This is a genomic window from Aurantibacter sp. UH7 (assembly GCF_056839165.1).
Window position 1 is genome coordinate 339,477 of sequence record NZ_CM166388.1, and the last position, 15,026, is coordinate 354,502.

The following is a 15,026-nucleotide window of genomic DNA, read 5'->3' on the forward strand; positions in this document are numbered from 1 at the left end:
TTATTATTTATAAAAGTTGAATTGAATCTCTTACTCCTTTACTTTCAATATTTCGAATATTATGTAATACTGCTTCTGCTAATCCATTTAGCAAGGTTAAATCTTCACCCCAAATACTTGAATTACTCAAAATAGTATCAACTGCATTAGACAATGAAATTTCATCAGTATCCAATTTAGAATAAACGGAGTTAAAAAAATCTAAAGCTATTTGGTCATCGTTTAAATCAATTTGCTCGCCATCGAATTCACCTTTATAAAAACGAATTAAAGCTGAAAGTCCAAATACAATTCTTTTGGGAAGCACACCTTCACTAGCATAGTAATCTTTTAATGTCGGCAACAAACGTGCTACGAATTTCGAAGTACTATTTAAAGAAATACTGATTAACTGATGTTTTAATAATGGGTTTCTAAATCGATCTAAAACTGCGGCAATAAACTTTTGCTTTACTTCCAGTGGAAAGTCTAAGGTCTTTGCAGACTCCTCCTTTAACAGGGATTCCACAAAATTGGAAACGATATCATCATCCATTGCCTCTTTCACAAAACGTATTCCTGCCAAATACCCAACAGGGACCATTGAAGTATGTGCACCATTAAGTATACGCACTTTCATTTCACGATAAGGACCAAGGTCATCTACAAATTCAACATTCAAATCTGTCTGAGCGAACGGCATTTCATCCTGAACAATCTGATCCCCAGCTATTACCCAACTATGATAATATTCGCCAGCGACTAAAAGTTCATCTTCATAATTTGTTTCAGCCAAAATTTCATCAGCGCGTTCTTTAGGAAAACCAGATACTATTCTGTCTACCAATGTACTACAGAAATAATTTGAAGTATTGATCCATGCTTTAAAATCTGAATCTAAATTCCAATGATCAGCATATTGTAGCACAACTCTTCTTAATTCTACACCATTATTTTCGATCAATTCACAGGGTAATAAAATACATCCTTTTGAAGAGTCTCCTTTAAAATATTGAAATCGATGGTACAACCAACGGGTTAATTTTGCTGGAAATTCTTGTGGCGGATTAGCATCAAACTGATCATCACTATTAAATTTAATTCCCGCTTCGGTAGTATTCGATACTACAAAACGCAAATCGGAATTTTCAGCCAAGGCTAAATAAGCATCCCATTCGTTATAGGAATGTACCACATTCTGCACACAATCAACAATTGTTTTTTCAGCAACTAATTCACCATTCTTAATTCCGTCTAACACCACTGTGAACAATCCGTCTTGAGATTTTAATTCGCTGTAATCACCTCTTTCAGTAGGTTTTACAACAACAACCCCTGCATTAAATTCAGTTTCCTTATTTAAGACTTGTACCATCCAGTCGACAAAGGCACGTAAAAAATTACCCCCGCCAAATTGCATTATTTTTATGGGTAATGGACTTAGCCCTTGAACTGTATTTCTATTTAATTTTTGCATGTTATATTTTAAATATCACCTTCTAAAAGAAAGTTTTTCTATAATGATAAACCTCTTTTCCAAGGAATAAAATCTTCTTGTCCTAATCTAACAGCTGCCGGAGCTTTTTCTCCACTAGCCACTTCAATAATATAATCCAAAAGCTCTTCCCCTTTTGATTCTATCGTAGCTTCTCCTGTAATTACCCCTCCGGTATTAAAATCTATAATATCTTTCATACGTTTTGCAAGTGCATCGTTACTAGACATTTTTATCACTGGTGTAATTGGGTTACCTGTAGGGGTACCTAAACCAGTTGTAAAAGCAATAACATTACAACCCGATCCTGCAAGACCTGTCGTACTTTCAACATCGTTACCAGGAGTACATAGTAAATTCAGTCCCTTTTTATTCACGGGCTCTGTATAATCCAATACATCAGTAACAGGTGAAGTTCCACCTTTTTTAGCAGCACCAGCAGATTTAATTGCATCGGTAATAAGTCCGTCTTTAATATTCCCAGGAGAAGGGTTATCAGCAAATGCGGAGCCTAATGCGACCGCCCTAGCAGAATAGGTATCCATTAAAGCCGTAAACTTTTTAGCACCAGCTTCTGTTTCACATCTATTTATTAATTCTTGCTCAACACCGTTTAATTCAGGAAATTCAGATAATACAGTTGTTGCACCAAGTGCAACTAACAAATCTGACGCATGACCCAAAGCTGGATTTGCAGAAATACCAGAGAACCCATCGGATCCACCGCATTCAAGACCTAAAACCAATTTACTTAAAGGAGCTGGTTTGCGTTCTGTTTTATTAGCTTCAATAAGGCCCAAAAATGTTTTTTTAACGGCATCTTCAATAAAGTGTCGTTCACTTATACTTTTCTGTTGTTCTAATATATATAGTGGTTTCGAGAAATTAGGATCAAGTTTTTTAATTCTTTCTTCAACTATCCTAACCTCAGCATTTTGGCACCCTAAACTTAAGATCGTTGCTCCAGCAACATTCGGATTCGTAATATAGCCAGCAAATAAATTACAAAGTGTTTCTGAATCTAAACGAAAACCACCGCAACCGCCTTCATGCGTTAAAAATTTAATTCCATCAACATTAGGAAATGTACGGTTTTGCTTTATATCTTCTGGAGTTTTGATAATATCTACATTGACCAGTTCATCTGCTGATGCTCCATTTTTATAGTTTTCAACAAGCGTTTCTGTATCAACAATAAAATCCGTTGTCATATGGTAACCCAAAGATTTCAACAAAGCAGATTTCATCACCTCAACATTTCTATTCTCACAAAAAACCATAGGTATTACGAGCCAGTAGTTGGCTGTACCAACTTTTCCATCTGCTCTATGGTAGCCGTTAAATGTTTTATCCTTCCATCGTGAAACATCAGGGGCTAGCCAATCTTCTTTTACTCCTCCTACTCCGTATTCTAATGAAGCATGTACAACATTATCAGTAGTAATTGTTTCACCTTTAGCAATTGGCTTAGTGGCTTTGCCAACCAAAGTACCATACATAGTAATATCATCACCAACCTTAAGGTCATTAATAGTAAATTTATGTTTCGCCTGAGTATCAGTCGTTAACGTTAACGCACTTCCCTCATGTTCAATATTTGTTCCTGCTGATAAATCAGTGAGCGCCGCTAAAACATTGTCTTTAGGGTGAATCTGTATAAATTTCGTTGCCATACTTCTTAAAAAATTATCATTTTATATAAATTATAATCCAAGTAAATCACACCATTTTTTTTTAAGGTTGTAATTATTTTGAATTAAGTAGCTAAAAATACGATTTTGAAGTATATTTTTGAGTAGAGAACTCATTAAAAATAAGAACAATGAAAACTGTAACAGATTTAGCCGATAAGCATACCTTAATTTCAAAGATGTTTAATTGGCCTAAATCCAAAGCAGAATGGGATCAATATCGTTTGACTGAAGAACAAATTTCACATTTTCATGAAATGGGATATGTTTCTGGTATCAAATTATTAAATGATGCGCAGGTTGATATTTTGCGCAAAGAACTAGACGAAATAAATGACCCAAAACATCCTGGACATCATTTATTTTATGAATTTCATAGTAATGAGTCAGAAGACCCAAATACCGTTTTATTTCATTCATTAGGACATTGGCGTATAACTCCAGGGTTTCATGATGTAATTTGGAATCCTGCTTTTGCAATGGCCGCACATCAATTACTTGAAGATAAATCAGTTCGTTTTTGGCACGACCAATTATTCTGCAAACCTGCCAAACATGGTGGTGTCGTGGCTTGGCACCAAGATTACTCGTATTGGACACGTACTATAGCAATGCAGCATTTAACATGCTGGACAGGTCTTGATGATGCATCTACTAAGAATGGATGTTTACACTATATTCCTAAAAGTCATAAATGGGGATTATTAGATGCCCCTTCTTTAGCAGGCGATATGAATGGATTAATGAACTATTTAACCGCTGAACAAAAAGCTGAATTTAAACCTGTAGCTATTGAAATGAAAAAAGGATACGGAACTTTTCATCACCCATTAATGGTACATGGTTCTTACGAGAATACATCCAAAATGAGTCGCAGAGCCTTTGTATTAAACGTTTTTGCAGACGGAACTATTAGCAATACCGATGATGAACTTTTACAAAAAGTGCCGAAAATTGCTAAAGGCAAGAAAATGGAAGGAAAATTTTTCCCGTTGATTTATGAAAAACAATAGATTTAATTAATTGAAAGGTGCTTCTTCACCTTCTAATATATAGTCTTCATCATACACATGGGCCTCATTGATATATAATTGCAGTTTTTCAACAGTTTCTGGATGTTCAGCAACTAAGTTTGATTGTTCGCCTATATCAGTAGAAAGATTATATAGTTCCCACGTATTGGAGTGATATTTATGAATTAATTTCCAATCACCTGCTATAACTGCTTGAGCATCATGTTTACCTTCTGAGAACTCCCAATATAAATAATCATGAGTTTTCTGATTTTCAGAATCACCCAAAAGAGTTGGTACAAAAGAAAGACCATCTGATGCAATAGAAGTTGTATCATTCGAAATTTCAGCAAAAGTTGGCATCATATCGTAAAAAACTGAAGGCAAATCAGATTTAGTATTCATTTTTATTTTTCCGGGCCATCTAGCTATAAAAGGTACACGAATACCACCTTCATATAAATCGCGCTTTTTACCTCGAAGCGGTCCGTTACTATCGAAAAAATCAGCATCTACCCCACCCTCTTGATGCGGACCATTATCACTCGTAAATATGACTAATGTATTTTCTTCAATTCCAATAGCCTTTAATTTGGCAAGTATTCGGCCAACATCAGCATCAAGCAAACTAATCATAGCCGCTTTAGCTTTTTCGGCCTCCGGCCAATCTTCAGCAGCATATATTCCCAAATTAGGAACTTCCATACCATGTTCGGCCGTTAATTTACCCTCATTATTTGCATGTGGTATGGTTAAAGGAAGAAATAAAAAGAATGGTTTTGTTTTTGGTTTACTTAAATAAGTAAGCGCTGAGTCAATAAAAATGGAATGGGAATAATCATTCTTCTTTGTTGCTGAGCTTTTAATACCTTTTGATTTTTCGTTATCCAGATAAATAACTTCATTCGTTAACTGAAGTTTTTCACCATTATATATAAGGTAATCCGGATAATAATTGTGCGCTCTAGTTTGATTCAAATACCCAAAATAGCTATCAATGCCTTGTTTATCGGGCTCACCAGCTGTCCCAACCATTCCTAAACCCCATTTTCCAATTAAATTAGTTTCATAACCAGCATTCTTAAACATTTCAGCAATAGTGAAATCCGACGCGGTCAATTCATTTTTATAATTCCCCCTTACAGAAGCATGACCCTGATGTAAACCAGTTAATAGAGAAACCCTAGATGGGGAGCAAACTGTATTCCCTGCATAATGATTCGTAAATAACATGCCTTCTGCAGCCATCCTATCAATATTTGGTGTCTTAATCATTTGCTGACCATAACAACCCAAATCTCCATACCCCAAATCATCTGCAAGAATATAAATAACATTAGGCTGTTTCTGTTCTTGCTTAATTGCAACTGATTCCTTTTTTGATTCTTTACAGGAAATTAGGATTAAGACACTAATAATATATAATATGTTTTTCATATCTCTTGTTCTTCATAAAATTATAGTTTTACATTCACATACAACTCAACATGAATCAAAATTTAAGAATCAAGTATCAAAATATCAAGTTCAAAAGTTGCAGTTCATCGGCATATAAAAAAACGATTTGTAATACAACGAGCTAAAAGAGCATTTCATCGAATACATAAACCGTCCTTTCAAATAAAAACCAGACTATATTTGTTAATGTAAAACTCAATCTTGTAATACCGAAATAATGAAGTTTCCCATTTTTTTTGATTTTCGTATTCTGCTTTTTTTTAACCTGCTTACGGTAAGCGCTATATATGCAAATAACAGCATTTCAACTAATTCGAACCTTGAAAACGAAATATATACAGACATTTATTCAACATCTGTTAAAGACTTATTAAATGAAGCTGATTTAGAATTCAATAATTTTCATTTTGAAAAAGCTATTGAACTGTACGCAGAATTACTACAGACTAATAGTGAACCTTCAATACATGTAATACAGAATTTAGCAGATAGTTATTTTAATATTAGCAATTATTCTGAAGCAGGAATTTGGTACTTAAAATTATACGATTTACAACAAGGTAATCTTAAAGAAAATTACATTATTAAATTAGTTGAATGTTTAAAATCAAATAGACAAATAAGAAAAGCAGACGAAATATTAATTAATTTTTACGAGAATAAAGAAGAATTAAATTCAATACTTACTCAGAAAAAACATTTAAACAGTCAGAGAAGAAAAAGTGAAAAATATACTATTACCAATTTACCTTTTAATAGTGCTGCATCTGATTTCGGAGCTGCATTATGTAAAGATGGGTTGTTATTTATATCGTCCAGAAAAAAAGATAACAATAAATTTGAATTATTTAAAATTGGTCAAGATTCTGCGGTAAGTGTAGATGATTTTTCTGGTATTATTTTAGACGCAGCCCATGCACCAGCATTAGTTTTCTCAAGAGATAGTAAGACTGTATATTTTACAAGAAATAACTCAGAAGAAAATAAAACAAATCAGCAAATTTTGCGTGCAACGGTAAGCAACAAGTCACTAAAAGATATTAAGGTTTTAAGTTTCAATAATAAAAATTATTCCTTTAATCATCCTTCAATAAGTGCCGATGGAAAATATTTATATTTTTCTTCTAATATGCCCGGTGGTTATGGTGAAAGTGATATTTATAAAGTTATCTTAAACAATAATGGTGATGTCATTTCAGCACCTATCAATTTGGGTTCTAAAATTAACACTGCCGGTAGAGAAGAATATCCTTTTGTAAAAGGTCAAGAATTATTCTTTTCTTCAGATGCTCATTATGGCATGGGAGGGCTTGATATTTTTAGTTCACGAATAAATGCGAATTCAGAATACGCCATTCCATTAAACATGGGAACACCAATAAATAGTGCGATGGATGATTTCTCTTATATTGCAGAAAGAGGTAGGAATAAAGCATACTTCTCTTCGAATAGAGTTGGTGGTCATGGAGGAAGTGATATTTACCAACTTGTTATAAAAGAAGAATTGACTTTTCAAGAATATTCAGGATATGTACTTGATGAAAATACAAAACAGCCAATTGCGAATACACACATTCAATTAAGTTCAATTTCAAACAAAGTGAACTTTACATTTGAGACAGATGCGAATGGTTACTATAATTTAAAATTGCCAAGTAACAATCAGCATATTATGGTTTTCTACAAAGAAAATTATACGAACAATCAAATTGGAATTGAAACTGGCCAAAAACCTGGATTACCATCAATGAACAATATTATATATTTATCTCCTTTGAATAAAAAAGATACTACAGAAAATAAAAGTGCTTCTATAGATATCGAAACTAATAATTTCTAAAAAGCCCTATACCAAATACTATTGAAGTTTCGGGTTCGGATAGTTATCAGACTGATCTTCAATAGTATTATCCAAGCAAGTAAAATCCTTTTCAATTAAAATAGAGAGAACTTCATCGCCCTTTAGTTTGTAGTTATATTGAAAACCAACTTTTTCATTGGTAGCCCACTCCCCTAGTAACATTTTAGAAATGCAAAGTTCTATTTTATTAGAACTTAAATGCGCCTCAATATTTTGAATGGATTCAGACAACCTAATTGCGTAAACAAATGTATTCTCCATAAACTGAGTCTGCTCCTCAAAATAACCCTTTTCACAAAATATTTTCACATCAGATTGTGTTAATCTATATCGTATTGAATTCCCTTTAATTCTAATTTTCATTGTCTTGTTTTTTATTCACCAATCCTTTGGTAAACTCATTAAGGGTTTCTACTTTTTGCTCAAAATCACCTTTAATAGTTTTTCTATACTCGTTTAAGTTTTTCACCAAATCATCAATATTTTCGGGTATAACGTCTTCAAAAAATTGACGTAAACGTTTTGCTGTTGTAGGTGATTTTCCGTTAGTAGAAATTGCAACTTTCACATTACCTTTAGTAACAATACCGCCCATATAAAAATCGCAGAAAGGTGGATTATCTGCAACGTTTACTAAAATTTGCTGTGCTCTACAATCGTGATAAACTTGCTCATTAACTGCAACCACATCAGTAGTAGCGATAACCATATGTTTACAATCTAGAAATTTAGAATTATAGTCATCTAAGTTCATTTTAATATCGAACTCTTTGGCTAATTCAATTGTCGCTTCGCGATACATTGGCGAAACCATTTCTACATTTGCGTTAGGACTAGACTTTAAAAGAAATGTCAATTTCTCATGTGCTACATTACCACCACCAACAATTAAAATATTCAGTTGTGACACTTTCAAAAAAACCGGATACAATTGATTCTTTTCCATTTTACACTTCCTTTTTTTCGATTTTATAATTTATGGTCACCTTAGTTCCTTTACCCAATATAGAATTAATAAACAAACGGCCATTAATATAACTTATACGTTCTTTCATAAAGAAAAGTCCCATTCCGCCTTCGCTATTATTCTTAGGCATTTCACCTAGAATTGCTGTATTAAAACCTTTTCCATCATCATCTATAATAATGCTTAAAATATCATTACTAAATTTAATACTCACTAAAATATAATTTGCTTCGGCATACTTTATTGCATTGTTAACAGCCTCTTGAGTTACCCTATAAATATTCGTTTCAGCCAAAGAGTCAAAACGCATATTTTCTTCAATATTATTATCGAATAAAATATTTTTACCTGTAAGTTTAGCTAACTCAAAAGTCATCTTTTGCAAGGCCGGAAAAATACCATGATCACTTAACTCTGGTGGTGTAAGATTAAAAGTTGCTGTACGCACACCTTTAATTAAATCGGCGGTAAGATCCTTTAAATAAGCAATCTTTTCTACGGTCTTTTCTTTGTTCGAAATATCAATAGATTCTATATTAAAACGAAGTGCGGTTAACATTTGTCCGATACCATCATGTATATCTTTTGCTATTCTTTTTCGTTCTTCTTCTTGGCCTTCTACTATCTGACTTGCTTGAAGCCTTTTCTGATTCATCCGCTCATCAAAACTCTGTTGCGTCAGTTCTTCTAATTTTAGTTGATTTTGTTTTCTTTCAGTGATATCAGAACATAAAATTAAAATACTTTGCTGCCTACTTGCTTGATGCATTGGTATTATAGAAATATCTAACCAAATCTGCTCTCCGTTGGCGGTAGTAATTTCAATTTCTTCATTCCTAATTTTATTCTTTCGATTACCCTTAAGTACTTCTTTTAAATACCGCTGTTGTCCCTCATCTGTAGATAACAATTCTGACAAGGGTTTATTAAGTTTTTCTTTATCAACATCTAATAAGTTCAAAAACTTTTTGCTTATAAAAACGATACTTCCATCATTACGAGCACTAGCAAAAAGAGCAGCATTATCAATAACAAAATTTAACTCTTGTAATTCCTTTAACGATTTCTCTTTCTCTGATAATAGACTTTCAATTTTTTTAGCATTCGTTTCAGATTCAGATTGACTTTTCATTAAATTAGAAATTGTTCTTCTAATTTGTAATGATAAGGGCCTAAATATTAATAACACTTCTAACAGTAAAATCAATAATGAGAATGCTAATAGCAAGAATTCCTTTTGCTTTAATTTCTGAAGTTTAATCTTACTATGCTCATCATATCGATTAACCATGTCATCCATTAAATTTAAAAACGGACGTTCATTCGCAATAAGAACATTCAATTCATTGTTAAAATCTATTGCATCACCTTCTTTAGCCAATATTGATTCAGCTGCCGTAACCATTGCTAAATGATGCGTATCAATGGTTTTAAACAACGAAAGCATTTCTGTATCTTTTTCTACTGGAAGTTCCAACTCACCACTACCAGATTGTAATGCTTTATGAGACGTAACCCAAACGGATAAAGTATATTCAATATCTTCTTTAATTCGGCTCTTTTCTGAACTTGAAGTAGCTTCTCGTAAAAGAAAAACCTCTTTAACTAATTTTTGACTAAATGCACGTTGACGTCCGGCGACATTAATTATTCGCGAATCACTTAATTGTGTATTTAAATGAGACTGAATTAATAGTTGAGCAATAATAATCGTTAGTGCAATACCAGCAATCGCGAACAAATACCACTTTCGTATTCTTTGAAATGTAGCGGTATCTAAAGAGTTTTGCTCTGGATTATTTGGCATCTAACTAATTTTTAAACAATTTACAACACTATGTGTTAATTGCCTTCGAGACTAAAGCTACAGCATTTTTAGAGAGCGGTAATTTTAATGCAGCTTCATGACCATCTTCAGACATTTTACGCCACGTTTTTTGAAGTATATCAATTGTTTTTTCTTCTGGATGTTTCGCTGCAAACGGCTCGAAATAATGCTCAAGAAAAACCAAACACACTACATCTTCTAATGTTTGGGTTTCTTCGTTCTTCTTTAACTGTTTCTTTTCTAGAAGAAATTTAACCTTACTTATAATTTCTTCAGAATATCCAACTTCCTTAAGAATACCTTCTGCTGTGCTCGCATGAAATTTTTTCAACTCTTGCCTCCAACGCAAATAACCTTCCCGATTCATATCATACGATTCTCTTGGAATCTCCCACCTACAGATATGTTGGCATCTTGCTGTTAATTGCAAAGGTTCGGAAGCATCATTTTTAAATGCATTTAACTGATCTGTCATTCGAACAGCATACAACAATTCTTTAGGATAGCTTTTATCTTGATAAATCTCAGTATTTGGATCTTGTGAATTAGCGGCATCAAAAAGTTGAAACGCTTGTTGCATTTTTTCCGATTTTGTCATGGTATTCTATTTTAACCAAAACTATTCAGAAAAGCCTACATACACAAAGTCATTCTCTATTTTTACTGGATAAGTTGCAATACTATCTAAATCACCGTTTAAATGTTGACCCGTTTTTAATGAAAAATTATTTTTATGTAATGGGCAAGCCACTTTAGGCTCCATATTTTCTTCGCCAATAATTCCACGAGATAATACCATTTCCATTTTATGCGGACATAAATTCTGACAAGCATACCAAGTAGCTTCTCGAGTGAAATTGAAAATTGCGATTTGTTTGTCTTTATATTTTATACAAGCACCACCATTCTTTGGAAACCTAGAAACCGGTGCAGCTTTAAACCATACCAATACATTCTCTGGTTTTACTGTTTCGTAAGTATTTAAATTTACTATCATAATTCAATGTTATAAAGAGTCTCGATTTCTAATAACCAGACATTATACTTTTACTTTGTACTACATTTTAACCATGTGCCATTTTTAAGCCCATTCTTTCGGCATCTTTTGTTCCCGTAGTGATACAAATTCTATATTATCATCGGTTTCTTCAGAATTCACAAAATGTGTATAACGTTCACGAATTTCAGGTGTTTCTATTGCTTCGGTCCATTCGCATTTGTACGAATCAACAAGCGCCTGCATTTCTGCATCTAATTCATCTACAATACCCAAAGAATCGTTGATTACTACATTCTGTAAGTATGTAATACCACCTTCTAATTTATCTAACCATGCGGCAGTTCGTTGTAAAGGAAGTGCAGTTTTAATATAGAACATTATAAAGCGGTCAACCAGCTTAATTGCGGTTTCTTTATCAACTTTTTCTGCTAGTAGAATAGCATGTTTTGGATTGGCACCGCCATTACCACCAACATAAACATTCCAACCACCTTCTACTGCTATAAAACCAAAATCTTTTCCTCTTGCCTCCGCACATTCACGAATACACCCAGAAACACCACCTTTAAATTTATGAGGAGAACGAATACCTTTATATCGGTTTTCAATTTCTATGGCAAAGCTTACGCTTTCATCCATACCATATCTACACCAAGTAGAACCAACGCAACTCTTAACCGTTCGTAACGATTTGCCATAAGCTTGGCCCGTTTCGAAACCTTCTTGAATCAATTCCTCCCAAATTAATGGTAATTCATGCAACTTGGCACCAAACATATCTATACGTTGACCACCAGTTATTTTAGTATATAAATCATACTTTTGAGCTATACGGCCCATTGCCATTAATTGTTTCGGAGTAATTTCACCACCAGCAACTCTAGGTACCACTGAATAAGTTCCATTACGTTGAATATTTGCTAAATAACGGTCATTTGTATCTTGAATAGTCTCTTGTTTGTTTGCTGTCTCATTATAGATACTTGCAAAAATTGCAGCAACAGCTGGTTTACAAGTTTCACAACCATGACCTTTACCAACAGTATCTATTAGCTCATCAAAATCTTGAACACCTCTTAATTTTACAATATCAAAAAGCTCTTGACGTGAATAATCAAAATGCTCACAGATTTGCACCTTCACTGTTTTACCTAATGACTTAAGGCTCTCAGTTATTAAATCACTAACCATAGGTTTACAACCGCCACAACCGGTAGCAGCTTTTGTCGCTTTAGCAACAGCCTTTACGCTTTCGTTACCATCTTCTAATACTGAACAGCAAATTGCACCTTTCGTTACAGCCTCACACGAGCAAACAACAGCAGTATCTGGCAGGTCCATAACACTACCAAAAGAGCTACCACCTTCGCTTCTACCTCCAATAATTAAAGCTTCTGGATTATCTGGTAATGGCATTTCATTTTGATACATCTGCAAAAGCATATTGTAGTCATCAGCATCGCCAACTAATATACCACCCAGTAATTTTTTACCATCGTGGCTAACGTTTATCCTTTTATATAAGCTTTCTGTTTTGTTTTCAAATATGATTGAATGTCCTTTTTCTGCTGGCATAAAAGGAGTTCCGAAACTAGCAACATCAACTCCAATCAGTTTAAGTTTCGTAGACATATCAATTTCAGCAGCCATTAAAGAATCTTCTTGACCCATAATTTGATCTACAGCAACCTGAGCCATTTCGTACCCTGGTGCTACCAAGCCATAAATCATTTGATTGTAAAGTGCCACTTCACCAATAGCCAATATACTAGGGTCTGAAGTTTGCATTTTATTATTCACAACGATTCCTCCACGAGTTCCCATTTCTAGACCAGAACTTTTTCCAAGTTCATCACGAGGGCGTATGCCGGCAGATATTACGAGCATTTCTACATCAAGTATATCATCTTCACCGAATTCCATTCCAGTAATACTACCATTACCAAGAATTTGATTTGTTGCTTTACTAAGGTGAATGTTAATTCCCATAGATTCCAATTTCACCTGAAGTACCTTACTACTTCTTGTATCTAATTGGCGCGGCATCAATTTTGGAGCAAACTCAACCACATGAGGTTCAAGTCCCATATCCATTACAGCTTTAGCCGCTTCTAGTCCTAATAGTCCACCACCTAAAATAGCAGCCTTCCCTCCTTTTATGGTATCAGCATAAGCCAAAGTTTCTTCCAAATCTTCTATCGTTCTATAAACAAAGACACCTTTCTTTTCTACACCCCGAATTGGAGGCACAAAAGGTACAGAACCTGTAGCAATTACTAATTGATCATAGGCAATTGTATTTCCCTTTGATGTAGTTATAGTTTTTTCCGAACGTTTTATTTCACTAACCAATTCATTTGTATGCAATTCAATACCATTATCTGTATACCAATTTCTTGGAGCCAAGCTCAAACGTTCTGCATCACCATCTTCAAAAAACTCACTTAAGTGAACTCGATCGTATGCCACACGAGGTTCTTCACCGAAAACTACGAGTTTGTAATTTTTATAATCAACATGAGCTACAAATTTTTCACAAAACTTGTACCCCACCATTCCATTTCCTACAACTATAATAGTCTTCATTTGCTTCTATTTTTAAACTACGATTCAAAATTAAGTATTTATACGTAGTTTTAATGTAATTATATGAAAATAAATACGTAGTTTTGTTGTGAATTTGACAATCTAACAGTTTAAAATTGATAAGATGAACGAACAAAAATCACCAAAAGTAAGTTTAGTAGGTGCAGGTCCAGGTAGTGAAGACCTAATAACTGTTAGAGGTTTAAGAGTTCTACAAGAAGCTGACGTTATATTATATGATGCTCTAGTTAGCAAAGAACTACTATCGCAGATAAATAATACTATTCCAAAAATATACGTAGGCAAACGTTGTAGTCAACATTCATTTACTCAAGATAACATCAACTCTTTAATAGTGGAGAATGCTTTTAATTATGGTCATGTAGTTCGTTTAAAAGGCGGTGATCCATTTGTATTTGGCAGAGCAAATGAGGAAATTGATTATGTAGAATCTTTTGGTATTCCAGTATCTATAGTACCAGGTATTTCAAGCGCATTAGCAGTTCCAGCGAGTCAAGGAATTCCAATGACACAGCGTGGTGTTAGCAGTAGCTTTTGGGTGATGACTGCGACCAAACGAAACGGTTCATTTTCTGAAGATTTAAAATTTGCTTCTCAATCCTCAGCAACTATGGTAATATTAATGGGTATTCGAAAGCTGAATGAAATTGTCAGTGAAGTTCGTAAATACAGGGGTTCTGATATGCCTATTGCTGTTATTCAAAATGGCACTATGAAAAATGAATGTTGTACAGTAGCTACTTTACATGATATACAAGACCACAACAATGCAATAAATCCCACTAAACCCGGTATTATTGTTATCGGAAATGTGGTAGCAGAACATCCATCTTTTTTTGAAGAAGAAATACAACGCGTTTTACATTCTAATATGTAAAGATTAGCTATTATATATGTTGTATACCCTGAAGATATTGCTAAAAATTAATTATTCTAATTCTTCAATAAACTAAATTCTTTAAAATTGGCTTGACTTTTTTTTCAATTCATAATTTATGATAGGCCATTTCGTCATACTCATAAAAATGACATTTATACCCCTTCAAAATACGTATTTATACGTCATTTACACTATTTTTAGTATAGACTAAATACCTCCAACATTACGAATAAAATCGAATCGTAAA

12 protein-coding genes are annotated in these 15,026 nt (G+C 33.7%); 3 read left to right on the top strand and 9 right to left on the bottom strand.

Annotation, left to right across the window (positions count from 1 at the left end; translation table 11 throughout):
* Positions 1-7 precede the first annotated feature (7 nt).
* Both UH7x_RS01405 and UH7x_RS01410 read right to left on the bottom strand, forming a co-directional pair.
* Entirely contained in the window at positions 8-1,456 is a 1,449-nt protein-coding gene (locus UH7x_RS01405; RefSeq protein WP_482361940.1) for a tagaturonate reductase, read from the bottom strand.
* Positions 1,457-1,494: 38 nt separating this feature from the next.
* The gene (locus UH7x_RS01410) at positions 1,495-3,147 is read right to left on the bottom strand and encodes a UxaA family hydrolase (protein WP_482361941.1); all 1,653 of its coding nucleotides are present in this window, start codon (positions 3,145-3,147) and stop codon (positions 1,495-1,497) included.
* A 149-nt stretch (positions 3,148-3,296) separates the two neighbouring features.
* Here UH7x_RS01410 and UH7x_RS01415 point away from each other — a divergent pair, with 149 nt between their 5' ends.
* Entirely contained in the window at positions 3,297-4,178 is an 882-nt protein-coding gene (locus tag UH7x_RS01415) for a phytanoyl-CoA dioxygenase family protein (protein ID WP_482361942.1), read from the top strand.
* Positions 4,179-4,184: 6 nt separating this feature from the next.
* On the opposite strand, the gene UH7x_RS01420 is transcribed toward UH7x_RS01415, so the two are convergent.
* Positions 4,185-5,615: an arylsulfatase gene (locus tag UH7x_RS01420; protein ID WP_482361943.1), complete on the bottom strand. Its 1,431-nt coding sequence runs from the start codon at positions 5,613-5,615 to the stop codon at positions 4,185-4,187.
* Between the two features lie 238 nt (positions 5,616-5,853).
* Between UH7x_RS01420 and UH7x_RS01425 the strand changes: the two genes are divergently transcribed.
* Positions 5,854-7,476, top strand: a complete 1,623-nt coding sequence (locus UH7x_RS01425; protein WP_482361944.1) for an OmpA family protein — start codon at positions 5,854-5,856, stop codon at positions 7,474-7,476.
* A gap of 18 nt (positions 7,477-7,494) precedes the next feature.
* Here UH7x_RS01425 and UH7x_RS01430 read toward each other — a convergent pair whose 3' ends face one another.
* From UH7x_RS01430 to nirB, 6 genes are all read right to left on the bottom strand, one after another.
* Entirely contained in the window at positions 7,495-7,860 is a 366-nt protein-coding gene (locus UH7x_RS01430; protein ID WP_482361945.1) for a DUF7009 family protein, read from the bottom strand.
* A complete protein-coding gene (locus tag UH7x_RS01435; RefSeq protein WP_482361946.1) occupies positions 7,850-8,443 on the bottom strand; it encodes a precorrin-2 dehydrogenase/sirohydrochlorin ferrochelatase family protein in 594 nt (197 codons plus the stop codon). The genes UH7x_RS01430 and UH7x_RS01435 overlap by 11 nt, the downstream gene beginning before the upstream one ends.
* Position 8,444: 1 nt before the next feature.
* Complete coding sequence (locus UH7x_RS01440) at positions 8,445-10,271, bottom strand: ATP-binding protein (protein WP_482361947.1); 1,827 nt, start codon at positions 10,269-10,271, stop codon at positions 8,445-8,447.
* Positions 10,272-10,299: 28 nt separating this feature from the next.
* A complete protein-coding gene (locus tag UH7x_RS01445) occupies positions 10,300-10,890 on the bottom strand; it encodes a DUF4202 domain-containing protein (protein ID WP_482361948.1) in 591 nt (196 codons plus the stop codon).
* Between the two features lie 21 nt (positions 10,891-10,911).
* On the bottom strand, positions 10,912-11,289 hold the full coding sequence (gene nirD, locus UH7x_RS01450; RefSeq protein WP_482361949.1) for a nitrite reductase small subunit NirD: 378 nt from the start codon (positions 11,287-11,289) through the stop codon (positions 10,912-10,914).
* Positions 11,290-11,373: 84 nt separating this feature from the next.
* The gene (gene nirB / locus UH7x_RS01455; RefSeq protein ID WP_482361950.1) at positions 11,374-13,878 is read right to left on the bottom strand and encodes a nitrite reductase large subunit NirB; all 2,505 of its coding nucleotides are present in this window, start codon (positions 13,876-13,878) and stop codon (positions 11,374-11,376) included.
* Between the two features lie 124 nt (positions 13,879-14,002).
* Here nirB and cobA point away from each other — a divergent pair, with 124 nt between their 5' ends.
* Positions 14,003-14,776, top strand: a complete 774-nt coding sequence (cobA, locus tag UH7x_RS01460; RefSeq protein ID WP_482361951.1) for a uroporphyrinogen-III C-methyltransferase — start codon at positions 14,003-14,005, stop codon at positions 14,774-14,776.
* Positions 14,777-15,026: the final 250 nt, after the last annotated feature.